Raw genomic sequence first — 23,342 nt, forward strand, 5'->3', positions numbered from 1 at the left:
GCGCCGCCCGACCCGTACCCCGCACCCAGGAAAGGCCGTCATGTCTGCTCACACCGCCCCCGAGCCCGCCACGACCGGGGGCACGGGACCGCGCCGCGTCCGCGTGCACCACCTCGCCGAGGCGAAGGCGCGCGGCGAGAAGATCACGATGCTCACTGCGTACGACGCGGTGACCGCGCGCATCTTCGACGACGCCGGGATCGACATGCTGCTGGTCGGCGACTCGATCGGCAACACGATGCACGGGCACGCCACGACGCTCCCGGTCACGGTCGACGACCTGATCCCCCCGGCCCGCGCCGTCGCACGCGCCGCGCGCCGCGCGTTCACGGTCGTCGACCTGCCCTTCGGGTCGTACGAGGCGAGCGCGGAGCAGGCGCTCGCCACGGGCGTCCGGTTCCTCAAGGAGACCGGCGTGAACGCGGTCAAGCTCGAGGGCGGACGCCGTATCGCCGCGCAGATCCGTGCGCTGACCGACGCCGGCATCCCCGTCGTGGGGCACCTCGGCTTCACGCCGCAGTCCGAGAACGCGCTCGGCGGGCCGCGCGTCCAGGGCCGGGGCGACGACGCGGCCGAGCGGCTCAGCGAGGACGCGCTCGCGGTGGCCGAGGCGGGTGCCGTCGCCGTCGTGCTGGAGATGGTGCCGGTCGAGGTCGCCGCGCGGATCACCGAGATCCTGCGCATCCCGACGATCGGCATCGGCGCGGGCGCCGCGTGCGACGGCCAGGTGCTCGTCTGGACGGACATGGCCGGCATGACCGACTGGTCGCCGCGCTTCGCCAAGCGGTACGCGGAGATCGGCGCGGCGCTCGGCCAGGCGGCGGCCGACTACGCCGCGGACGTGCGCGGCGGGACGTTCCCCGACGACGCGCACAGCTTCGCGCGCTGACCTCCCGGGCTTGCCGGGCGGCGTGGTGGCGGTCAGCCGGCGTCCGCGCCGCCGTCGGCCACCCAGGCCGTGATCCCCGCGGCGAGGGCGTCGGCGTAGCGCTGGCGGCCCTCCTCGGACTCCATGACGGCGGCCTCGTCGGGGTTGCGCATCTCCCCCAGCTCGAGCATGACCACGGGCCGCTCGGCGTGGTTGAGGGTCGCGAGGTCGGCGCGGCGTTGGATCGGGCCGTCGTCCGCGGCGACCGAGGACGACGGCGCGAACCCGGCCGTGGTCAGCGCCGCCACGAGCTCGTGGGCGAGCGCGACGCTCGGCGCCCCCTGGGTGTCGTGAACGGGCGGCTCCGAGACGATCGCGAAGAACCCGTGCGCGCTCCGGTCCTCCGTGCCGTTGGCGTGGATCGAGACGAGGACGTCCGCGTCGTTCTCCTGGGGGAAGCGGCCGCGCGCGTCGACGCACGGGCCCACGCCCGCGTCGTCGGGGCGCGTGAGCACGACGACGGCGCCGAGCTCGGTGAGGCCCTCCGCGAGGCGGCTGCTCACGTCCCACGTGAACGCGTGCTCGGGGTAGCCCGCGTCCGTGGACGCGCCCACCGTGTTGCACGCCTTGGTGTCGCCCCGCCCGTCGGGGACGGGCGCGTTGACGGTGAGCGGGTTCGCACCGTTGCCGCCGTTGTGCCCGGGGTCGACGGCGACCGTGACGCCGGCGAGCGGGGGCGGCGGGCCGGTCTCCGTGACGGTGGGGTCCGGGGACGCCGTCGTCGCCTCCGGCTCGGGCGCCGAGGCGACGGCCTCGTCGGACGGGGCGGGCGTCGTCGGGCCGCCCCCGGACCCGGCCTGGACCTGGAGCGCGACGAGGAAGGTCAGCGCGCCGACGGCGAGCCCCGCGAGGAGCAGGCCGAGGCGCCCCGACCAGACCCGGCGCGGGCCGGGCGGAGGGGCGTGGGTCACTCGCCGCGCTCGCGGCGGTCTTCCTCGTCCCAGGCGTCCGACCGCTCGCGCGCGGTCTCCAGCGCCTTCTGCGCGGCCTCACGGGTCGGGTACGGACCCATGCGGTGCGACCACGAGCCGCTCGGGCCGCGGTGCACCTCGCCCGTGCGGGTGTCGAAGTAGTACCCGTCCTCGGCCGCGGGCTCGCCATCATCGGTGAAGCGTGATCCGGTGCTCATGACCCGATCCTCCCCCATCTGGGCCCGCCCGGCCGTCCACGACCCCCGCACGTTCGTAGACTGGCCGCCATGAGCCCCACGCCGTCCCCCACCTCGCCCGACGCCGTCGCTCCCCCATCCCCGGGACGTCGCGGCCCGCTCGTGCCGGGCGTCGTCGGACCGGTGCGCGCGGTGCCGGCGTCGATCGAGCGCCCCGAGTACCTCGGGCGGCCCGGCCCGCGGCCGTTCACCGGGAGCGAGGTCAACGACACGGAGACGATCGAGCGGATCCGGGCCGCGTCGCGGATCGCGGCGCAGGCGCTCGTGGAGGTCGGGCGGCACGTCGCTCCCGGCGTGACGACCGACGAGCTCGACCGCGTCGGGCACGAGTTCCTCCTCGACCACGGCGCGTACCCGTCGACCCTGGGCTACCGCGGGTTCCCCAAGTCGCTCTGCACGTCGCTCAACGAGGTCGTGTGCCACGGGATCCCCGACTCGACCGCGCTCGTCGAGGGCGACATCGTCAACGTCGACATCACGGCGTACGTCGGCGGCGTGCACGGCGACACGAACGCCACCTTCACGGTCGGCGAGGTCGACGAGGAGTCCGCGCTCCTCGTCGAGCGCACGCGCGAGGCGCTCGCCCGCGGGATCAAGGCCGTCGCCCCCGGCCGCCAGATCAACGTGGTCGGTCGCGTCATCGAGCGCTACGCCGCCCGGTTCGGGTACGGGGTCGTGCGCGAGTACACGGGGCACGGCGTCGGGCGCGCGTTCCACTCGGGCCTCGTCGTGCCGCACTACGACGCCGCACCCGACCACGCGACCGTCGTCGAGCCCGGGATGGTCTTCACCATCGAGCCCATGCTCACGCTCGGCACGTCCGAGTGGCGGATGTGGGACGACGGGTGGACGGTAGTCACCGCGGACGCCTCGCGGACCGCGCAGTTCGAGCACACGCTGCTGGTGACCGACGACGGAGCGGAGATCCTCACACTGCCATGAACGCTCACCAGGACTCTCACGCCGCGCCTCCGGCGCGGACCGGCCGCCCCCGCACCGCGTTCGGCATCGACGTCGGCGGCAGCGGCATCAAGGGTGCTCCCGTCGACCTCGCGACCGGCGAGTTCGCGCAGGAGCGTCACCGGATCCCGACGCCGCAGCCGTCGACGCCGCAGGCCGTCGCCGAGGTGATCGCCGAGCTCGTGGGCGAGTACGACCTCCCTCCGGACGTGCCGATCGGCGTCGCGTTCCCCGCGCCGCTCCAGCACGGCGTCGTGCGGTTCATCGCAAACCTCGACCAGTCGTGGACCGGCGTCGACCTGCCCGCGCTCGTCGCGCGCGAGACCGGGCGCCACGTCGTCGCGGTCAACGACGCCGACGCCGCCGGGATCGGCGAGGTCAGGTACGGCGCCGCCCGCGAGGCGGACGGGGTCGTGCTCGTCGCGACGCTCGGCACGGGGATCGGCAGCGCGATCGTCGTCGACGGCCACCTGCTCCCGAACACGGAGCTCGGGCACCTCGAGATCGACGGGTACGACGCCGAGACGCGCGCCTCGGACGCCGCGCGGGACCGCGAGGACCTGGACTGGGCGCAGTGGGCCGAGCGTCTGCAGCGCTACTTCGGTGTCGTGGAGGACCTGTTCTCGCCCGACCTCATCGTCGTGGGCGGCGGCGTGAGCAAGAAGCACGAGCACTTCCTGCCGCTGCTGCACCTGCGGGCACCGATCGTCCCGGCCCGGCTCCGCAACGCGGCCGGCATCGTGGGCGCGGCGTCGCTCGCGGCGGACGCGCGCTGACCGGCGCGGGCGCGCCCTGGGGCCGCCCCGCCGTCGGACCTCGACGCGAGGTCAGCTCGTGGTGACCTCGTGCCGCTCGGTGCCGAAGATGTCGATGACGCCGAGCATCTCGAGGACGTCGGTGACGACCGTGGGCGGGTTGCGCAGCGTCACGGACAGCCCCTCCTCGGAGCCGATCGTGTAGAACTGCACGAGGAACGCGATGCCCGTGGAGTCCATGAACGTCACCTTGGACGTGTCGATCACCACGGGGACGTCCCGTTCGAGCGCGTTCGCGAGCGCGGCGCTCGCCTCGCTGCGGAGGGCGACGTCGATCTCGCCCCACATGTCCACGACGCTCGCCTCGGGCTCCTCGAGCAGCCGGATGCCGCCCGTTCCCGACTCGACGTCGCTCCGCTCCAGCTCCTGCACCAACACTGCCCCGCCCTTCGTCCTGCCCCTGCCTCGCCCACCCCGACGAGTACGCGCCACCTGCCTGACGCTGTCGATCGGTCGAGGCCTGCTGTCGTACGTCATCGGGCGACGAGAAGGCTCCGGCGTGATCGGACGTCGCCAGCGTACCCCACGGATGCCGCTGGCTGGTAGGCCTCTGGCGAAGACTTTACCCAGGGCGGTCTCGACATCGTTCCCCGAAGCGATCGTTGAGGATTCATTCAACAGTTGGACGGGTGTCCAGACGGCGACGGCCGCCACGCGACCCGGTGCCGGGTCGGCGTGGCGGCCGTCGTGACGGGGGCGCGGGGCGTCAGCCCGTGTTCTGCAGGCCGGCAGCGACGCCGTTCACGGTGAGCAGCAGGAGGTGCTGGAGCTCGTCCTTGACCGGACCCTCCGCGCCGGAGCGCAGACCGCGCAGGGCGCGCACCTGGAGCAGCGAGAGCGCGTCGACGTACGGGCTGCGGAGCTGGACCGCGCGGCCCAGGACCCGGCGGCCGGCGAGCGGCCACGCGTTCTCCGTGACCGCGAGGACCTGCTCGCGCGTGAGGCGCAGCTCGTCGAGGATCGCCTGCGCGAGGTCGTCGCGCTCGCCCAGCGCGAGGTAGCGCTCCGCGATGCGCTCGTCCGTCTTGGCGAGCGACATCTCGACGTTGTCGAGGAGCGTCGCGAAGAGGGGCCACTCGCGGTGCGCCTCGCGCAGCAGCTCGAGGTCGCCGAACTCCTTGAGCGCCGTGCCGAGCCCGTACCAGCCGGCGAGGTTGATGCGGGCCTGCGACCACGAGAACACCCACGGGATGGCCCGCAGGTCGTCGAGCGAGGAGACGGACAGGCCACGGCGTGCCGGTCGCGAGCCGATCGGCAGCAGGCCGACCTCCTCGAGCGGCGTCACCTGACCGAACCACTGCGGGAAGCCGTCCGCGCGCACGAGCTCGTGGAACCGGCGGCGCGACGACGCGTCGAGCGCGGCCGCCAGGTCGCGGTACCGCTCGGTCGCCTCGGCGTTGCGCTTCTCGGTCGACGGCGCCGACGCGAGCAGGGTCGCCGCGGCGACCTGCTCGATGTGGCGCGACGCGATGGTCGGGTCGCCGTAGCGCGCGAGGATGACCTCGCCCTGCTCGGTGAGCTTGAACCGGCCGTCGACCGAGCCCGGGGGCTGGGCGAGCACGGCACGGTTCGCCGGGCCGCCGCCGCGGCCGAGGGCGCCGCCGCGGCCGTGGAACAGCGTGAGCGTGATGTCGTGGCGCTCGGCCCACTGCGCGATGCGGCTCTGCGCGTCGTGCAGGGCGAGCGTCGCGGAGACCGGGCCGACGTCCTTCGACGAGTCCGAGTAGCCGAGCATGACCTCGACGCGGCGCCCGTTCTCGGCGAGCCGGCGCTGCACCTGGGGCAGCGTGAGCATCGACTCGAGGATGTCGACGCTCGCGCGGAGGTCGGCGAACGTCTCGAACAGCGGGATCGCGTCGACGACCGGCGCCTCGTCGGCGCCCTCGAACGCGAGCTCCGCGAGCTCGTACACCGCCGCGAGGTGCTCGGGCTTCTGCGTGAACGACACGATGTAGCGCCGCGCGGCACGGATGCCGTACCGCTCCTGGACCGCGCCGAGCGCGCGGAACGTGTCGAGCACCTCGCGCGTGCGGTCCGAGAGGTCGCCGTGCAGGCCCTTCTCCGCGATCTCGGCGAGCGCGCCCTCGTGGACCTGCGAGTGCTGGCGCACCTCGAGCTCGGCGAGGTGGAAGCCGAACGTCTCCACCTGCCACACGAGCTGCTGCAGGTCGCCGTACGCCGCGCGCGGCGCGCCCGCCGCGACGAGCGACTCCTGGACGACGCGCAGGTCGGACTCGAGCTGCTCGGCGGACGGGTACGCGAGGTCCGCGTTGCGGGCGCGCGTCGCGGCGATGCGGTCCGCGACGACGAGCAGCACCGCGCGATGCGGCTCGCGCGGGGACGCCTCGGACGCGGCGACCGTGACGGCCTCCGAGAGCCGGCGCTGCCGCTCCCACAGGGCACGCAGCCCGTCCGACGGCGGCGTGCCGTCCTGGTCGAGCGTGAGCTTGCGCCCCACGAGGCGCGTCTGCTGCTCGAGCGCGGCGAACGCGTGGTCCGCCGCGATCGCGGCGGCCTGGCGCGTGACCTCGGCCGTGACGTTCGGGTTGCCGTCGCGGTCGCCGCCGATCCACGTGCCGAGGCTGACGAACGGCCGCACGAGGGGCTCCTCGCGGCCCGCCTCGTCGCCGAGCAGCCAGTCGTCGAGGCGGCGGTAGACGGTCGGGAACGTGTCGAACATCGTCGCGTCGAACACACCGAGCGCCGTCTTCACCTCGTCGAGGACGGACGGCTTGTGCTCGCGGATGGGGGCGGTGCGCCACATCGTGTCGATCTCGGCCAGCAGGCGGCGCTCGTTCTCCGCGAGCGACGTGCCGCCGAGGCGCTGAGCGTCCCGCTCGTCGAGCAGCGTCGCGATGCGGCGGACCGCGCCGGACACCGCACGACGGCGGGCCTCGGTCGGGTGCGCCGTGAGCACCGGGCGGAACTCGAGGCGGCGGAGACGACGCAGCGCCTCCTCGCGGCCCACCTCACCGACGAGCTGCTCGAAGGCCTCCGGGAGGGAGTCGTCGGGCGTCGTCGCGCGGGTCGCGAACTCGGCCTCGCGCTCGCGCAGGACGCGCACGCGGTGGTACTCCTCCGCGAGGTTCGCGAGGTGGAAGTAGCACGTGAAGGCACGGGCCACCTGCTCGGCGCGGGCCATGGAGAGGCCCTCGACGAGGGTCTCCGCCTCGGCCAGCACGGCGCCGGACGGGTCGTCGTACGCGCGGATGGACAGCTCGCGCAGGCGCTCGACGTCGTCGAGCAGGTCCTGGCCGCCCGTCTCGCGGAGCACGGTGCCGAGCAGACCGCCGAGCAGGCGGACGTCGTCGCGCAGCGGGGCGGGCACGTCGTGGCGGGCGAGGCCGCGCCCCGCGTGCCCGGTGTCGTCGGAGACGTCGGCGGCGGCCCGGTCAGGGCCGTCGGCAGCACCCGGCGACGGGGACAGTTCCGAAGGGGAGAGGTCGTTCACGGTGACGAGAGTATTCCTTGACCGTCAGGGGACGTGAAGGCGTCCGAGGGGTGATCGTCGGTCGAGCACCGGTCGACGAGGAGTCGCAGCCCGCGACCCCCGGACCGGCCGCCGTCAGCGGCGCGCGCCGACGCGGACCGCGTCGAACGGCGCGTTCGACGCCACGCGGTCCTCGATCGAGGCGGTGACGACGTCCTTGGCGACGCGCGCGGCGTCGAGCACCGAGGCGCCCTTGGCGAGCTCCGCGGTGATCGCGGCGGCGAACGTGCAGCCCGCGCCGCTCACGCGCTCCTCGCCGATCTTCGGCGTGCGCAGCACGTGGACCTCGTCGCCGTCGACCAGCACGTCGACCGCGTCCGGGCCGGGCAGCTCGACGCCGCCCTTCGCGACGACGGCGCGCGGGCCGAGCGCCTGGACCTTGCGCGCCGCCTCGACGAGCTCCTCGACCGTCTCGATCGACTCGACCCCCGCGAGCGTGCGGGTCTCGAAGAGGTTGGGCGTCACGACGGTCGCGAGCGGGAGGACCTGAGCGCGCAGCGCGGTGTCCGTGTCGAGCGCCGCGCCCGGCTCCTGGCCCTTGCAGATGAGCACCGGGTCGAGCACGACGTGCTCCCACGTGCGCGAGCGCAGCGACTCCGCCACGACGTCGATCGTCGCGGGCGTGCCGAGCATGCCGATCTTCACGACCGACGGCTCGTGCGTGACCGTCGCCGCCTCGAACTGGTCCGCGATGACCTGCGGGTCGACGGGGACGAACCGGTGGCCCCAGTCGTTCTCCGGGTCGAACGAGACGATGCACGTGAGCGTGCCGACGCCGTACGCGCCCAGCTCCTGGAACGTCTTGAGGTCCGCCTGGATGCCGGCGCCGCCGGTCGCCTCGGACCCGGCGATGACGTAGGCGAGCGGAGGCGTGTGCGAGTCGTGGTGCGACATGGTGCTCCTCGGCACGAGTAGGACGGGGTCCGTCCTCCCGGTCGTGCCGGGAGAGGCGGGCGGACGAGCCGGCGGACCGGCTGGTCTCCGCGGCGGATGCGGCACGACAGCCTACCGCCGTGCCGCGGCCCTCACGCGCGTCCCGCCGGTCCCCCGGTCGACGTCGCCCGGGCGCGCCCCGACCACGCGGAGCCTCCGGCGCCCGCGCGCCGCCAGCGCCCCGAGGCCGAGCAGGAGGACCGCGAGCGCCGCGAGACCGGCGGTCGTGGCACCGGTCGCGGCGAGGCCGTGCGGGGGCTCCGCGGACGACGGGTCGGCGGGCGGGAGCGGGCCGGGCGAGAGTCCGGGGCTCACCGGCGGGACGCCGGGACCGGGGGGCGGCTCCGTCGTCGGGCCCAGGAGCAGGCGGACCGCCGCGGACGCGACGTCGTTCTCCGGGACCGTGTCGGGCGAGCCGTGCGCGACGCGCGCCGTGACGACGAGGTCCGTGCCCGGGCTCCCCGTCGCGGTGCCCGTGAGGCGGTACGTCACCGCGGCTCCCGGCGGGAGGTCGCCGACGACGCACGTCAGGACCGTCGCCACCGCGACCGCGACCGCGAGGGTCGTCACGCCACCCGGCGTGCAGCGCAGCTCGGCGGTCGAGCCGTCGAAGCCCACGACGAGCACCGCGTCGACGTCGGTCAGGCCTGCGGGCACCTCGAGGGTGAGCACGGTGCCGGTCGTGGCCGCCGGGCCGCCGTTGCGCACGACCGCGTCCAGCTCGACGCGCTCGCCGGGTCTCGCCTGCCCCGACGGCGGGGAGAGCGTCACGGAGACGTCGGTCGCCGGCGGCGCGGTCACCGTCCCGCACGCCTGGTCCTCGTTGTCGGCAGCGGCCGGGTCGAGCGAGCCGGAGCCGACCAGCGCGGCGTTGCACAGCTCCTGCCCGGACGTGCCGGGGTCGACGCCGAACGTGACGAGCACCGACGCGGACTCGCCCACGTCCAGCGTCTCGAGCGGGCAGCGCACGATCTCCTCGGTGTCGCCGTCCGCGGTGCTGTACCGCTCGGGAGCCGGGCACTCCCCGCCCGCCTCGCGCACGGCCGACACGTACGACATCCCGGCGGGGACGTTGTCCGAGACCACGACGTTCTCGGCGACGGACGGGCCGTCGTTCGTCACGGTGAGGCGCCAGGTCGCCGGCCGCCCGGACTGCATCGGGTTCGGCTCGACGAGGGTCTTGACGACGCGGGTGTCGGACACGTGCTGGACGGTGACCGTCTGGGCGGTCGCGTTGTTGTCGAGGCGGGTCTCCGGCGTCGGCGTCTCGACCACGCTGCGTGCGGGGTAGTCCCCCGCCGGCGCGTCACCGGGGATCTGCATGACGACGACGGACGTCGTGGCCACTCCGGGCTCGAACGGCGCCGAGGGGTCCGTGGCCGCGCACGAGAGGACGTAGGAGAAGTCCTCCCACGGGGTCGTCTCCGGGTCGGCCGGTGGCGGACGGTTCCACGTGCACGTGTTGAACGGGACCTCCCAGCTCACGGGAACGAGCCCGGGCGGGAACGTCGTCAGGCCGGTCACGTCCCACGCAGACGACGGGCCGTTGTTGAGGGTGAAGCCGGTGTACGTGAGCCGGCCGCCGGCGGCAGGGGTCGTGGTGCTGACCGCGGAGGTGATGGCGACGTCCGCGAGGCGCACGAGGCGCACGAGGGCCGTCGCCGTGTTGTCCGCCGGCTCGGGGTCCGTCGCCCCGGACGACGCGGTCGCCGTGTTCTCCACCTCACGGGCGACGTCGGTCGACACCGTCGTGGCCACGAGCCGCGTCGCGACGGACCCGCCGACCGCGACCGCCCCGACCGTGCACCGCACCTGCTGGCGGCCCTGGTCGTCCGTCCCGGTGACGGCGCAGCCGGGCGACGCGGCCGGGTCGAGCAGGAGGCCGGCTGGCAGGGTGTCGTCGACGACGGCCTGCTCGACGTCGGACGGTCCGGCGTTGACCGTGGTGAGCGTGAACCCGACGGATCCCCCGACGGGGAAGACCGGGACGCCGTCGGGGTCGACGCTGGCGGCGTCGGCCGACTTGAGGAGACGGAGGTCGGCCTGCTCCACCACGTCGACCGGCGCTGCGGCCTGCACGGACGTCGGGTCGCCCTCGAGGTTCGGTGTGGCCGACGTCGCGGTCGCGACGTTCGGCACCTGCTCGCCCTCCGCGCTGACGTCCACGAACCCGGAGACCGTCACGACGACCGGGGCGCTCGCCGCAGGCCACGCGGCGAGCGTGCCGAGCCGGCACGTCACGCGGCCCGGCGAGACGGTGCAGGTGCCCTTCGTGGTGCTCGCCGCGGTGGCGACGAAGCCGGCAGGCATCGGGTCGGTGAGCAGGACGCCCGTCGCGTCCGCGACCCCGCCACCCGCTTCGTCCGGCAACGACACCGTGAGCTGATAGGTGAACGGGCGCCCGGCCACGAACGACGGGTGCCCGTCCGCGGGGTTGGGCGAGGTGCCGACCGCGGTCTTGGCGATCCGCAGGTCCGTGCGCTGCTGCGTGACGTCCGTCGTCGCGGACGCGAGGTTGTTGTCCTGGTCGGTCTCCGGCGTGGACGTGAAGACGCGGGTCCGCCCCTCGTACGTGCCCGGCTCCTCGTACCCCGCCACGACGGCGTCGAAGGTGACCGGGACGCTCTGGCCCGGCGCGAGGTCGCCGACCGCGCAGACGAGCTCGCCGTTGTCGAGCGAGCACCCTGACGGCAGCGACCCCTCGACGACCGCGGCGTCGAGGTCGATCGCCTGCCGGAACACGACGTCACGCGCCGCGGACGGGCCGTCGTTGCGCAGCGTAAAGGTCACGGTCCGGCGCGACCCGGGCCCCGTGCTGCCGGGGTCGGTCGGAGTGATGGCCGCGTCCGTCACCAGGACGTCCGCCGTGGTCGTGACGGTGCTGGCCGCCGTGGCGGTGTTGTTCGAGAGGACGGGGTCGGGGCTGGTCTCCTGGCTGACGACCTCGGCCGAGTTGACGAGCCTCGTCCCCGCCGCCAGTCCCGGGTCGAAGGAGACGGACATCTCGAGGACCACGGTCTCGTCCGGTGCCAGGTCGTCGGGCAGCACGCACGTGACGACGTCGCCGGCGGTCGTGCAGTCCGGGGCCTCAGACGAGCCGGCGATGCTCGCGCCCAGGAAGCCGACGCCCTCGGGCAGCGTGTCGCGCACGGTCGGCGCCGGCGCGACGAGCTGCTCCTCCTCCGGGTCGGGCGGGTGGTTGGTGACCGCGAGCGTGTAGAGGCCCGAGGCTCCCGCCGTCACCGTGGCGGGAGCCGACTTCGTGATCCCGAGGTCGATGTACGGCTCGCCGGTCAACACCCACGTCGCGGTGTTGTTCGTGGTCGGGCTCTCGCTGGGAGCGGACACGGTGACCGTCTCGGTGACGTCGGGCCCGCCTTCGAGGATCTCCTCGGCGGTCGTGCTCACCGTCACTGTCGCGGTCCCGCCAACGGGGATCGGGCCCGGCAGGGTGCACGTGAGGAGCCCGTGGTCCGGGTCGCCCGGCTGCGCCGTCGCGACCTGGGAGGTGTCGCACGTCCCGGCGTCGGTGGTGACGGCGTCGAAGCGCAGGGCGAGCGGCACGAGGTCGGTCACGGTGACGTCGCGCGCTGCGGAGGGCCCGGCGTTGCGCACGGTGATCGTGTAGTCCACCGGCCGGGGTGCCGCACCGGGCAGGGAGGTCCGGTTGGCCCGTTTGGACACGGACAGGTCGAGGCTGCGCGACACCGGGGTCGTCGCGGTGGCGGTGTCGTTGCCCGGCTCGGGGTCCGTCGTGGTGGTCCGGACGGTCGCACCGTTCGTCAGCGCGGTGCCCGTGAACGCCGGGTCGACGGTGCCCGTGACGGTGACCGTCGCGGTGGCGCCTGGCTGCGTCCCGCCGCCCGAGGCCGCGGGCAGGTCGCCGAGCTCGCAGGAGACCGTCTGGCGCCCCGGCGCGGGGGCGTCCGGCTGGACGGTGCACGTCCCGCGGTCGGTGACAGCCGAGGTCACCGTGACGCCGGCCGGGACCACGTCGGTCACCACGGTGCCGCGCGCGACCGACGGCCCCCAGTTGTTCGCCACGACGGCGTACGTGATCGTCGACCCCGCCACCACCCCCGGCGGGCCGGACTTGCTGAGCCGCACGTCCGCCTGCGGGTCGCTCGTGGTGACCCGCGCCGTCGCGCTGTTGTCGCTCGCGTCGGGGTCCGCGGTGCCGGCCGTCACGGTCGCCGAGTTCCCGACGACGACCCCGCCCTCGAGCGTCGCGGCGAGCACGCCCGTGACGGTCACCGTCGCCGTGGCGCCCGCGGGCAGTGCAGTGACCGTGCAGCGCACACCCCCTGCCTGCACGGGCGCGCACTCCGCTCCCCCGGTCGTCGCCGTCACGTCCGTCAGGGCGAGCTGGCCCGGGTCGTCCACGGCGTCGGTCAGGACGACGTCCTGCGCGTCCGACGGGCCCTGGTTCGTCACCGAGAGCGTCGAGGTGACGGTGCTGCCCGGTGGCGCGGACGCCGGCGCCGCGGACTTGACGACCGCGAGGTCGGCCGCCCGCAGGAGCGGCGCGGTGTCCGCCGCGGTGTTGTCCGTGAGGTCGGGATCGAAGGACGTCGTGCTCACGATGGCGACGTTCGTCACGCTCGGCTGCGCGCTGTCCGGCGGGGTGCGCCCGTGGACCACGACGACGACCGACGCCCCAGGGTCGAGCCGGCCGACCGAGCACACCACCTCCTGCGTGCACGACACCCCGGGCGGGGCGTCGACGCTCTCGACGGTCGTGCCCGGCGGCGCGGGGTCGCGCAGCTCCGTGCTCAGGGCCGGGTTGGGGCCGGCGTTGGTGACCATGACCGTGCTGACGACCTCGCCGCCCGCGGACGCGGGATCGGGCGACACGTCCTTGGTCACCGCCACGTCGGCGCGCGTGGTGACCTCCGTGACCGCCGGGTTGGTCGTGTACGTCGCCGCGATGCCCGTCGTCGCCGTCCGGTAGCCGAGCTCGGCGAGGTTCGTGACCGTGGTGCCCCCGGCCGCGTCGTCGAGCGTGACCTGGAACGTGTATGCCGCGCGCGAGGTGCCGTCGTCGGTGCACCCGGCGCCGGAGCACGCCATGGTCCCGCCGCCGGTCGCCGAGGCGCCGGCGCCCAGGCGGACCCGGACGGTGCGCCCGTCCACCTCGCCGACGTCGTCTCCCGGCCCGGCGGTCAGCGGCACGGGCGTGGCGCCCGGGAAGGGGACCAGGGCGAGCGACCCAGGCACGAAGGTCGTGCCCGGGGGGAGCACGTCCTCGGAGACCACGTCGATCGCCGGGTCCTGTCCGGTGTTGGCGTAGTTGAGCGTGTACTGGAGGGTGTCCCCCGGCCGGGCGGGGTCGTTCCCCGCGAGGTTCGTCACGGTCTTGGACGACGCCGTGAACTCCGGCGCGTAGAGGTTGATCGCCATCCCGAGAACGCCCGGGTAGTAGACGTCGCCGTTGCTGGAGAAGGTGAAGCGGGCGCTCGTCGCCCCGTTGGGGATGGCCCCCGAGGCGCCGAGGTTCTTGATGTCGAAGCCCAGCATGTTGCGGTCGGCCGGGCTGCGCGTCTGCACCGACTGACCGTTGGACCCGTTGGCGCTGTCGAAGAAGTTCGAGCCCGGGGAGAGCGCGGTGGCGAGCTGCGTGCTGCCCAGCCGCGTGTAGTCGCCGGTCTGGGCGAGGTCGCCCTCGTAGGCGACCATCGTGAGCTGCGCGTCGACCGTCCCCGCCTCCGGTGCGAGGAACCCCGAGACCGTGACGTCCTGCGGGCTGCCCGAGCCCACCGCGTTGAACCCGTCGAACACGGTGAGGTTCCGCAGCGGCAGGCCGGGGGCCGAGTAGACGACCGTGAGAGCCCAGCCCGCGTAGCGGTCCTGCCCCGTGGCCGCCTCCACGTCCGCACCCCAGTACTCCCCGCCGCCCGACCGCTGCACGAGCGTCGTCACGTCCGCGAAGCGCTGGTAGGCGTTGTAGCTGGCGGGGTTCGGTCCGAACAGGTCGCGCGCCGCGGTGCTCGCCGCGACGGTCTGGTACGAGGCCGCCCCCGGGACCCGCAGCCTCATCTGGTTGATCTGAGCGGCGGAGCCGCCCTGGCCGCCGGCACCTGCCTGGAGCCGCGCGCCCCAGTACAGCCCCGCCCAGAGCACGGTCGACCCCGTCGGGAGATCGAGCCGAGACATCGAGGAGCTGCCGGTGGACGCGTCCGCGTCCGCGTCGAGCGCCACCATCGTGAACCCGTTGTTGTCCGCGGCCGCACCGGCGCGGGCGCGCGTGCACGACGCCGAGGGCGCGCACGTCAGCAGGTTGTTCCCGACCGTCACGACGGCCCCGTTGGCGTTGGTCGCGAACTTCGCCGCGAAGGGAACCGTGGGCGCGGCGATCGCGCTCGGCGCGGACGGGACCACCAGGAGGACGGCCACCAGGCACCACAGCAGCGCCGTCGCGACGACCGACCGACGGCGGTCCGGCGCGGCTGTGCGTCGTCCCATCTCGTTCTCCGCTCGAGGAGTCATGGGTCTACGCGCGACGTTACGCACGGTCACGAGGCTCTGCACGGCGGGATGGGTCAGGCGAGGTTCGAGGGCGGACGAGCCGGTCTGTACGCCGGGTTCTGTTCCCGCGCGAGGTCACCCTCGCGCGGGCGACGGTCATCCATCTAGGCCCTGCGTCGCCGCAGGGCTCGAGCGGTCTACCCGACTGTGCTTCTCCGTGGAGAATCGGGCGGGCCGCCCTCCAACACAGTCTGTCTGACCTTGCTCCAGGTGGGGTTTACCGAGCCGGGCCGGTCACCCGGCCCGCTGGTGGTCTCTTACACCACCGTTTCACCCTTACCGCGCCGGGCAGGGCCGAAGCCCTTCCTGACGCGGCGGTCTGTTCTCTGTGGCACTGTCCCGCGGGTCACCCCGGGTGGGCGTTACCCACCACCTTGCCCTTCGGAGCCCGGACGTTCCTCGGCGGGAGGCACGAGGCCTCCCGACGCGACCGTCCGACCGACTCGTCCGCGCCAGCAAGGCTACCGCTCCCGGGCGGCTCGGCGGACCAGCGACCGGCCCGCCGGCGGGTCATGGCCCGTAGGATGGCCCGCCCCCCTCGAAGCCTGCTCCCGGAGGTCTGTCGTGCCCGCCACCGCCGAACCGTCCGCCCCCGACGCCCCGATCGCGGCACCCGCCACCGACACGTCGGCCGAGCTCGCCCGGGAGCAGGAGTTCCTCGCCGACGCCCGCAGGCAGCTCGCCCGCATGCGCGAGCGGGCGGGGTCGCTCGACGCGCTCGCGGGAGACCGGGTCAGCGCCGAGTACCTCGAGGCGGCGCTCGCCCGTCGGCTCGCCCAGCTCGCCGACGACCCCGAGGTCCCGCTCTTCTTCGGACGCATCGACCTCGACGGCACCGGCCACGAGCCCGCCGAGGTCTTCCACATCGGCCGCCGCCATGTCTCCGACCCCGAGGGCGACCCGCTCGTCGTCGACTGGCGCGCCCCGATGAGCACGCCCTTCTACCGCGCCACGCGCACCGAGCCGATTGGGGTCGCCGTCCGCCGCCGCTACGGCTTCCAGCGCGGCGCCCTCACGGGCTTCGAGGACGAGGCGCTGACCGCCCCGGGGCCCGGCGCGGAGTCCTCCGCGATCCTCGAGGCCGAGATCGAGCGGCCCCGTACCGGGCCGATGCGCGACATCGTCGCCACCATCCAGCCCGAGCAGGACGTCATCGTGCGCAGCGGGCTCGACCGGACCGTCGTCGTGCAAGGCGCGCCCGGCACCGGCAAGACCGCCGTCGGGCTGCACCGCGCCGCGTACCTGCTGTATTCCCACCGGGAGCGGGTGAGCCGCGCCGGCATGACCGTCGTGGGGCCCAACGCGAGCTTCCTGCGGTACATCCGCGACGTCCTGCCCGCCCTCGGCGAGGTCGACGCGACCCAGACCACCGTCGAGGAGATCGTCACGGCGCACGGCCGCCTGCGCGGGACGGAGCCCGCGGACGTCGCCCGGCTCAAGGGAGACGGACGGATGGCCGAGGTGCTCCGACGCGCCGTGTGGTCGCACCTCGTCGAGCCGTCCGAGGCCCTGGTGCTGCCACGCGGTGCGCGCCGCTGGCGCGTCGCCGCGCACGAGGCACGCGAGTCCGTGGCGCAGGTGGTCGGCCGGGAGCCGCGCTTCGACGCCGGTCGCGACCACCTGCGCCACGCGCTCGCGCACCGGATCCTCGTGCAGATCGAGGAGTCCGGCGAGGCGCTCGACGAGCGGGCCTGGGACGCGCTCGCGCGCACGCGCCCGGTCCGGGACTACACCGCCGCGGTGTGGCCGAAGGTCACGCCGACGGCGCTGCTGCACCGGCTCCTCGTCGACCCCGCGTTCCTCGCCGCGAGCGCCGACGGCGTCCTCACGGCCGCCGAGCAGGAGCTGCTGCGCCCTGCTCGACCTTCGCGGACGCCGGGCACGGCCCGCTGGACCCTGGCCGACCTCGTCCTGCTCGACGAGGTCGCGGACCTGCTGACGCGCGGCGCGTCGGTCGCGCACGTCGTGGTGGACGAGGCGCAGGACCTGTCGCCGATGATGCTGCGTGCGCTCGGACGCCGGGCGCGCACCGGCTCCCTGACGGTGCTGGGCGACCTGGCCCAGGCGACGACGCCGTGGGGCGTCTCCTCGTGGAACGACGCGCTGACGCACCTCGGCAAGCCCGACGGCCACGTGGAGCAGCTCACCGCCGGCTTCCGCGTCCCCGGTGACGTCATCGAGTACGCGGCCCGCCTGCTGCCCTCGATCGCGCCGGACCTCGCTCCGCCCGTCGCCGTCCGCCGGGCGCGGGGCGAGCTCGTCCTCACCACGGGGCCGCTTCTGGACCTGGTCCGCACGGCGCTCGCCCGGGAGGGGTCGGTCGGGCTCATCGTGCCCGACGGCGGCGCGGAGGCCGCGCGCAGGGCGCTGGCCCACGCCGGCCTCCCGTTCGCGGTCGTCGGCGAGGCGACGGACGTCGCGGGCACGGTCGAGTTCGACGCGCGCCTCGACCTCGTGCCCGCGTCGCTCGCGAAGGGGCTGGAGTTCGACCACGTCGTGCTGGACGACCCGGAGGGCGTCGTCCAGGGCGAGCACGACCGGGTCACGGGCCTGAGGCGGCTGTACGTCTGCCTGACCCGCGCGGTGACGTCCCTCGCCGTCCGCCACCACGACGACCTGCCCGCCGAGCTCCACCGTCCGTGACGGGGCGCCTCGGCGCACAGAGTTTCGGCGCACAGAGTTGATGCGCCGGGACCGAGGTGTCGGTCATCGTCGGTAGGGTGCCCGGGTGGCCACAGCGACTGCGACCGACCCGGCGCTCGACGTGCTCCGGCGGGTCTTCGGGTACGACTCGTTCCGGGGCGAGCAGGCGGCCATCATCGACACGGTCGTCGGTGGTGGCGACGCCCTGGTGCTCATGCCCACCGGCGGGGGCAAGTCCCTGTGCTACCAGATCCCCGCCCTGGTCCGCGCGGGGACCGGCGTCGTGGTGTCGCCCCTCATCGCCCTCATGCAGGACCAGGTGGACGCCCTCGCGGCGCTCGGCGTCCGCGCGGCGTTCCTCAACTCCACCTTGTCCTTCGAGGACCGCCGCGCCGTGGAGCGCGCGCTCGTGGCGGGTGAGCTCGACCTGCTCTACGTGGCACCGGAGGGCCTGCGGAGCCGCGCCACCCTCGACCTGCTCGACCGGACGCAGATCGCGCTCTTCGCGATCGACGAGGCGCACTGCGTGTCCCAGTGGGGGCACGACTTCCGGCCCGACTACCTCGAGCTGTCGGTGCTGCACCAGCGCTGGCCATTCGTCCCGCGCATCGCGCTGACGGCGACGGCGACAGCGGCTACCCGGGCGGAGATCGCCCAGCGCCTCGACCTCGAGGGCGCGCGACACTTCGTCTCCAGCTTCGACCGGCCCAACATCACCTACCGGATCGTGCCCAAGGACCGGCCGGAGAAGCAGCTGCTCGACCTGCTGCGCACCGAGCACGCCGGGGACGCGGGGATCGTCTACTGCCTCTCGCGCGCGTCGGTGGAGAAGACCGCCGCGACGCTCGTCGAGAACGGGATCGAGGCGCTGCCCTACCACGCAGGGCTGCCCGCGTCGGTGCGCGCCGCGAACCAGTCCCGGTTCCTGCGCGAGGACGGCCTCGTCATGGTCGCGACGATCGCCTTCGGCATGGGCATCGACAAGCCCGACGTCCGGTTCGTCGCGCACCTCGACCTGCCCAAGTCGGTCGAGGGGTACTACCAGGAGACGGGGCGCGCCGGTCGTGACGGGCTCCCGTCCACCGCCTGGCTGGCCTACGGCCTCGCCGACGTCGTGCAGCAGCGCAAGCTCATCGAGACGTCCGACGGCGACGCCGCGCACCGGCGCAACCTGGGCCAGCACCTGAACGCGATGCTCGCCCTCTGCGAGACCGTCGAGTGTCGCCGCGCCCAGCTCCTCGCCTACTTCGGGCAGGAGCACCCGGGGGGCTGCGGGTCGTGCGACACGTGCCAGGCCCCGCCCGAGGCCTGGGACGGGACGGTCGCCGCGCAGAAGGTGCTCTCGACGGTGTTCCGTCTGGATCGCGAGCGCGGGCAGAGCTTCGGCGTCGGGCAGGTCGTCGACATCCTCCTCGGCCGGGACACGGAGAAGGTCCGACGCTTCCGGCACCAGGAGCTGTCGGTGTTCGGGGTCGGGAAGGACCTGGCCGAGAACGAGTGGCGGGCCGTGGTGCGCCAGCTGCTCGCCCAGGGGCTGCTCACCGTCGAGGGGGTGCACGGGACGCTCGTGCTCACCGCGGGGAGCGGGGAGGTCCTGGCGCAGCGGCGCGAGGTCCGGATGCGGCACGAGCCGGCTCGTCCGGTGCGTGCGCCCAAGGCACGGAAGGGGGCCGCCACCGCTGAGCTGGCCGAGGCCGACGTCCCGCTCTTCGAGGCGCTGCGCGCCTGGCGGGCGAGCGAGGCGAAGACCCAGGGCGTGCCCGCGTACATCGTGTTCGGGGATGCGACGCTCCGCGGGATCGCGACCGCCCGGCCGGGCTCGCTCGACGGGCTCGCGCTCGTGAGCGGCGTCGGCGAGAACAAGCTCGCCCGGTACGGCGACGCGGTGCTGGCCGTCGTCGCCGAGGCGGGATGAGTCGCCGCACTCCGGGCACGGGGCCGTCCCCCGCCGTCTGAGGCGCGGGGAGGTTCTGGGGTCGGTGTCAGACGTCGACGCGGTACGACAGCGCGAGCTCATCGCCGCTGACCCCGCGGATGCCCCAGTTCTCGCGCGGGCTCTCGAGGATCACGAGCTCCACGTCGTCCGGGGTCAGGCCGAGGGCGGGCACGACGTCGTCGTACAGCGCCGCGATCAGCGCGCGCTTGGCCTCGCGCGTCCGGCCCGTGAAGCACACGACCTCGACGACGAGGTACGCGTCCGAGCGCGGGGCGACCAGGTCGTCGTCGTCCAGGAGCAGGAACCGGTGGAACCGCTTGTCGGCAGGGAGCTGCCACGTGCGCACGAGCGCGTCGTGCAGCGCGTCGGACACCTCCGCACGCCGCTCGCCCCACACGCTGCGCCGTCCGTAGATCTTCACCTGGGCCATCGGGCGAGCGTAGCCGTGACGCACCCCACGCCGTCGTCCCCGGTCACCCGCCGCGACGACGCGGCGACCGCTCGTAGAGTGGCCGCGTGCTCGTGCTGCTCCCCCCGTCCGAGGGCAAGACCCCCGCGCCCGACGGCGCCGCGCCGGTCGACCTCGGCTCGCTCAGCTCTCCCGCCCTCACCGCGCACCGCGCGCAGGTCCTCGACGCGCTCGCGGCAGCGAGCGCGCGCCCGGACGCGCACGACGTCCTCGGCACGACGCCAGGGCTGACCGAGGAGGTGCGGCGCAACACGGTCCTGCGGACGGCGCCGGCAGGGTCCGCGGCCGACGTCTACACGGGCGTGCTCTACGGCGCCGCCGACCTCGCGGGCGCGCTCGCGTCCGGCGGCGAGGCCGCGCGGCGGGCGCGCGAGGACGTCCGCGTCGTGTCCGCGCTGTGGGGCGCCCTCTCCCCCGCCGACCGGGTCCCTGCGTACCGGCTCTCCATGGCCGTCGACCTGCCGGGCATCGGGAGGCTCGCCACCGCCTGGCGTCCGCACCTGGGCCCCGTGCTCGACGAGCGCGCGGCCGGGGACGTCGTCGTCGACGGCCGGTCGGCGACGTACGTCGGCGCGTGGAAGCCCGCCGTGACGGGGTCGCGCGCGGCCGACTGGGTCGCCGTGCGCGTGGTGCGCGAGAACGCGGGCAAGCGCGCCGTCGTCTCGCACAACGCGAAGCACACGCGCGGCGTGCTCGCCGGGCACCTGCTGCGCCGGGAGGCAGCGCCGCCGTCCTCGGCCGCCGGGCTGCTGGACGCCGCGGGCGAGCTCGTCGACACGGTGATCGGCACCGAGGTCGGCACCGGGCTCAGCTACCGGCTGATCGAGGCCACGCTGCACGACGCCACGACCCGCAGCGGCCCGCGCACGCTCGAGCTCGTCATCGCCTGAGCGATCCGCCGGCGCCTGGCAGCGCGGTGGCGACGGCACAGCGGCTGCGGTGCCGCAGGACACGGTCCACAGTGGACCCATGGTCTACAGCGAGGACCTCGCCGAGCGGATCCGCGTCGCCCTGGGGCCGCGCGCCCCGTTCGACGAGCGGAAGATGTTCGGCGGGATCGCGTTCCTCGTCAACACCCACATGGCGCTCGGCGTCACCCGGGACGACCTCATGGTGCGGGTCGGCAAGGACGGGACGGACGCGGCGCTGGAACGCGGCGGCGCGGTCATGGAGATGGGCGGTCGCGCGATGACGGGGATGATCCTCGTCGACGGCGGACGCGTCGCCGACGCCGACGAGCTCGACGCGTGGGTCGCGACGGCCGTCGAGCACGCCCTCGCGGAACCCGCCAAAGTGAGGAAGCCGCGAAAGAAGTGAACCCTCCGCAACGGCGCCGGACTCCCGCCGCGAGGTAGAACCCGGTGCTTCGAGGTAGAACGCGCGGAGCTCTACCTCGCGACCGGAGGTTCTACCTCGCGGAGGAGGGACGTCAGAGGTCGCTCGGGACGCCCTGGGCAGTGAGCTCGCTCGTGCCGTCGGCCCACAGACGCAGGATGCTCACCGACGCCGGGGGCACGCGCACGCGCGACCACTGCGACGGCGGCGCGCCGATCGCCGTGCCGATCGCGGCGCGCACCTGCACCGCGTGGCCGACGACGACCGCCGTGCGTCCGGCCGGTGCCGCACCCGCTCCCGTGCCCGCGCCCGTGCTCGCGCCCGTGGCCGGCAGGAGCGTCTCGACGAGGTGCTGCAGCCCGTGCCAGACGCGCGCGCCGACGTCCGCGTACGACTCGCCGCCGGGGGCCGCGGTCGTGCCGGTCGTGTGCCAGGCGTGCAGGCGGCCCGGCCACGCGGCGTCGACCTCCGCGGCCGTGAGCCCCTCCCACTCCCCGAAGTCGACCTCGGCGAACCGGTCGTCCGTCGTGACGTGGACGCCGAGCCGGCGACCGACCGCCCGCGCGGTCTCCTGCGCGCGCACCATGGGCGAGGCGACGATCGCGGTCGGCCGGGGAAGGTCGGGCCAGGCCTGGCGCCCCACCCGGAACACGAGGTCGGCCGCCTGCGCCGCCTGCGTGCGGCCACGCGCCGTCAGCGACGGGCCCGGCACCGACGACCCGCTGAACGCTCCCGCGACCGTGAGCGGCGTCTGCCCGTGCCGCACGAGGACGACCGTGAGCGCGGGCGCGTCGTCGAACCGGACCGCCGCGCCCGACGGGCGGGCGGGCGTGTCGAACGCGGCCGACTCGCCCGGGACGTCGGCGGGCGGGTCGTCCGTGGCGGGGTCGGGCTCGTCGTCGCCGGCACCCGGCGCGGCGGCAGGCGGGTAGTCGCGCGCGACCGTCCCCGCCGTGTCCATCGCCTCGTTCGCGAGGGCGTCCGCCGCGGAGTTCTGCGCGCGCGGCACCCACTCGTACGCGACCTGCCCCGCCGGCAGCACCGCGGCGGCCTCGGCGGCGAGGCGGCGCATGTCGTCGTGCTTGATCTGCCAGCGCCCGGACATCTGCTCGACGACGAGCCGCGAGTCCATCCGCACGGTGACCTGCGCGTCCGGGTCGATCTCGGCCGCGGCGCGCAGCCCGGCGACGAGGCCCGAGTACTCGGCGACGTTGTTCGTCGTCGTCCCGAGGAACGCGGCGCGCTCGGCGAGGACCTGACCGCTCTCCCCGTCGCGCACGAGCGCGCCGAATCCCGCCGGGCCCGGGTTCCCCCGCGACCCGCCGTCGGCCTCGACGACGAGGTGCCGCCGACCGCCCGCGCTCACGCGCCGGCGCCCTCCGGCCGCACGACGATGTGGCCATAGTCCTCGAGCCGCACCACCTGGTCGGGAGCGGCCGAGGTGATCGCCGCGAGCTCGGCCGGGCTCAGCGACACGTTGAGTCCGTCGACGTGCTGGCCGCGCAGCGCGACGACGCCCCGACCGCCGTTCTGGTCGCGCACGCGCTCGTACAGGGCGAGGAGCCCGGCGTCGAGGCCCGCGACGGCGTCCGTGCGCCTGCCCGCGACCTGGCCCGCCTCGGCGTCGAGCTCGGCGTAGCGCACGTCCCGGGCGGCCACGACCTCAGCCTTCGCGGCCTCCAGCTCCGCGTTCGCGGACTCGAGCTTCGCGAGCGCCTCCTCGTGCGCCTCGAGCCGCTCCATGACGTCGAGCTCGACCTCCTCGAGCACGCCCTGGCGCCGGGCGAGGGACTCGAGCTCCGCGACGAGCGCCTGGGCGTCCTTGGCCCCGACCTGCCCCGAGTCGAGCCGCGACTGGTCGCGCGCGGCGCGCGTGCGCACCTGCTCGACGTCGGTCTCCGCCTTGGTGAGCTCGCGCTTGAGGTCGCTCACCGCGGTGCGGGACTCGACGAGCTTGCCGCGCAGGTCCGCGATCTGGGCGTCGAGCTCGGCGATGCGCGCGTGCTCGGGCAGGTTCTTGCGCTGGTGCGCGAGCTGCTGCGCCCGCGTGTCGAGCTCCTGGACGTCGAGCAGGCGGAGCTGGTCGGCGGGCGGTGCAGTGGCCACAGGTGGTTCCTTTCGTGGGCCCCGTGCGGGGCCG

At 74.6% G+C, this 23,342-nt stretch carries 16 protein-coding genes and 1 other RNA gene; 7 read left to right on the forward strand and 10 right to left on the reverse strand.

Going from position 1 to position 23,342, the window contains the following annotated elements; translation table 11 throughout:
- Window positions 1-40 precede the first annotated feature (40 nt).
- Window positions 41-889, forward strand: a complete 849-nt coding sequence (panB, locus tag ACFVN3_RS08420) for a 3-methyl-2-oxobutanoate hydroxymethyltransferase (RefSeq protein ID WP_047233947.1) — start codon at window positions 41-43, stop codon at window positions 887-889.
- 32 nt (window positions 890-921) lie between these two features.
- On the opposite strand, the gene ACFVN3_RS08425 is transcribed toward panB, so the two are convergent.
- Both ACFVN3_RS08425 and ACFVN3_RS08430 read right to left on the reverse strand, forming a co-directional pair.
- Window positions 922-1,839 (reverse strand): N-acetylmuramoyl-L-alanine amidase, encoded by a 918-nt coding sequence (locus ACFVN3_RS08425; RefSeq protein ID WP_378232317.1) that lies wholly within the window; start codon window positions 1,837-1,839, stop codon window positions 922-924.
- A complete protein-coding gene (locus tag ACFVN3_RS08430) occupies window positions 1,836-2,057 on the reverse strand; it encodes an SPOR domain-containing protein (RefSeq protein ID WP_378232318.1) in 222 nt (73 codons plus the stop codon). Before ACFVN3_RS08430 ends, ACFVN3_RS08425 begins: the two co-directional genes overlap by 4 nt.
- Before the next feature lie 69 nt (window positions 2,058-2,126).
- Between ACFVN3_RS08430 and map the strand changes: the two genes are divergently transcribed.
- Both map and ppgK read left to right on the forward strand, forming a co-directional pair.
- Entirely contained in the window at window positions 2,127-3,038 is a 912-nt protein-coding gene (gene map, locus ACFVN3_RS08435; RefSeq protein ID WP_378232319.1) for a type I methionyl aminopeptidase, read from the forward strand.
- Window positions 3,035-3,832, forward strand: a complete 798-nt coding sequence (ppgK, locus tag ACFVN3_RS08440; RefSeq protein ID WP_378232320.1) for a polyphosphate--glucose phosphotransferase — start codon at window positions 3,035-3,037, stop codon at window positions 3,830-3,832. The genes map and ppgK overlap by 4 nt, the downstream gene beginning before the upstream one ends.
- A 51-nt stretch (window positions 3,833-3,883) precedes the next feature.
- Here the strand turns inward: ppgK and ACFVN3_RS08445 are convergent, their stop codons facing one another.
- The 5 genes from ACFVN3_RS08445 to rnpB all read right to left on the reverse strand — a co-directional run bounded on the left by ACFVN3_RS08445 (window position 3,884) and on the right by rnpB (window position 15,265).
- Complete coding sequence (locus ACFVN3_RS08445) at window positions 3,884-4,249, reverse strand: STAS domain-containing protein (RefSeq protein WP_378232321.1); 366 nt, start codon at window positions 4,247-4,249, stop codon at window positions 3,884-3,886.
- A 328-nt stretch (window positions 4,250-4,577) separates the two neighbouring features.
- Window positions 4,578-7,199: a phosphoenolpyruvate carboxylase gene (locus ACFVN3_RS08450; RefSeq protein ID WP_378232362.1), complete on the reverse strand. Its 2,622-nt coding sequence runs from the start codon at window positions 7,197-7,199 to the stop codon at window positions 4,578-4,580.
- Between the two features lie 237 nt (window positions 7,200-7,436).
- A complete protein-coding gene (thiD, locus tag ACFVN3_RS08455) occupies window positions 7,437-8,255 on the reverse strand; it encodes a bifunctional hydroxymethylpyrimidine kinase/phosphomethylpyrimidine kinase (protein ID WP_378232322.1) in 819 nt (272 codons plus the stop codon).
- A gap of 111 nt (window positions 8,256-8,366) precedes the next feature.
- The gene (locus tag ACFVN3_RS08460) at window positions 8,367-14,756 is read right to left on the reverse strand and encodes a hypothetical protein (protein ID WP_378232324.1); all 6,390 of its coding nucleotides are present in this window, start codon (window positions 14,754-14,756) and stop codon (window positions 8,367-8,369) included.
- Between the two features lie 95 nt (window positions 14,757-14,851).
- Window positions 14,852-15,265: RNase P RNA component class A (gene rnpB / locus ACFVN3_RS08465), an RNA gene on the reverse strand.
- Window positions 15,266-15,383: 118 nt separating this feature from the next.
- On the opposite strand from rnpB, the gene ACFVN3_RS08470 reads away from it, so the two are divergent.
- Window positions 15,384-17,462: a HelD family protein gene (locus tag ACFVN3_RS08470; RefSeq protein ID WP_378232325.1), complete on the forward strand. Its 2,079-nt coding sequence runs from the start codon at window positions 15,384-15,386 to the stop codon at window positions 17,460-17,462.
- An 85-nt stretch (window positions 17,463-17,547) separates the two neighbouring features.
- Window positions 17,548-19,377 carry a DNA helicase RecQ gene (recQ, locus tag ACFVN3_RS08475; RefSeq protein WP_378232327.1) on the forward strand — a complete coding sequence of 610 codons (1,830 nt, stop codon included), beginning with the start codon at window positions 17,548-17,550 and terminating at the stop codon, window positions 19,375-19,377.
- A 67-nt stretch (window positions 19,378-19,444) separates the two neighbouring features.
- Here recQ and ACFVN3_RS08480 read toward each other — a convergent pair whose 3' ends face one another.
- Complete coding sequence (locus ACFVN3_RS08480; protein ID WP_378232328.1) at window positions 19,445-19,828, reverse strand: tautomerase family protein; 384 nt, start codon at window positions 19,826-19,828, stop codon at window positions 19,445-19,447.
- Between the two features lie 86 nt (window positions 19,829-19,914).
- Between ACFVN3_RS08480 and ACFVN3_RS08485 the strand changes: the two genes are divergently transcribed.
- Window positions 19,915-20,757 (forward strand): YaaA family protein, encoded by an 843-nt coding sequence (locus ACFVN3_RS08485; protein WP_378232329.1) that lies wholly within the window; start codon window positions 19,915-19,917, stop codon window positions 20,755-20,757.
- A gap of 79 nt (window positions 20,758-20,836) precedes the next feature.
- Window positions 20,837-21,184, forward strand: coding sequence for a TfoX/Sxy family protein (locus ACFVN3_RS08490; RefSeq protein WP_378232330.1), 348 nt, complete (start codon window positions 20,837-20,839; stop codon window positions 21,182-21,184).
- Between the two features lie 112 nt (window positions 21,185-21,296).
- On the opposite strand, the gene ACFVN3_RS08495 is transcribed toward ACFVN3_RS08490, so the two are convergent.
- Both ACFVN3_RS08495 and ACFVN3_RS08500 read right to left on the reverse strand, forming a co-directional pair.
- Entirely contained in the window at window positions 21,297-22,568 is a 1,272-nt protein-coding gene (locus ACFVN3_RS08495) for a bifunctional RNase H/acid phosphatase (RefSeq protein WP_378232332.1), read from the reverse strand.
- On the reverse strand, window positions 22,565-23,308 hold the full coding sequence (locus ACFVN3_RS08500) for a zinc ribbon domain-containing protein (RefSeq protein WP_378232334.1): 744 nt from the start codon (window positions 23,306-23,308) through the stop codon (window positions 22,565-22,567). The genes ACFVN3_RS08495 and ACFVN3_RS08500 overlap by 4 nt, the downstream gene beginning before the upstream one ends.
- Window positions 23,309-23,342 lie beyond the last annotated feature (34 nt).

Source organism: Cellulosimicrobium sp. NPDC057862 (genome assembly GCF_042797035.1).
Taxonomy (GTDB): Bacteria; Actinomycetota; Actinomycetes; order Actinomycetales; family Cellulomonadaceae; genus Cellulosimicrobium.

Bases quoted from the DNA above. Each gene is read 5' to 3' on its own strand.
- panB (WP_047233947.1), top strand. From the start codon at position 41: ATGTCTGCTCACACCGCCCCCGAGCCCGCCACGACCGGGGGCACGGGA.
- ACFVN3_RS08430 (WP_378232318.1), bottom strand. From the start codon at position 2,057: ATGAGCACCGGATCACGCTTCACCGATGATGGCGAGCCCGCGGCCGAG.
- map (WP_378232319.1), top strand. From the start codon at position 2,127: ATGAGCCCCACGCCGTCCCCCACCTCGCCCGACGCCGTCGCTCCCCCA.
- ppgK (WP_378232320.1), top strand. From the start codon at position 3,035: ATGAACGCTCACCAGGACTCTCACGCCGCGCCTCCGGCGCGGACCGGC.
- thiD (WP_378232322.1), bottom strand. From the start codon at position 8,255: ATGTCGCACCACGACTCGCACACGCCTCCGCTCGCCTACGTCATCGCC.
- ACFVN3_RS08460 (WP_378232324.1), bottom strand. From the start codon at position 14,756: ATGGGACGACGCACAGCCGCGCCGGACCGCCGTCGGTCGGTCGTCGCG.
- ACFVN3_RS08480 (WP_378232328.1), bottom strand. From the start codon at position 19,828: ATGGCCCAGGTGAAGATCTACGGACGGCGCAGCGTGTGGGGCGAGCGG.
- ACFVN3_RS08490 (WP_378232330.1), top strand. From the start codon at position 20,837: ATGGTCTACAGCGAGGACCTCGCCGAGCGGATCCGCGTCGCCCTGGGG.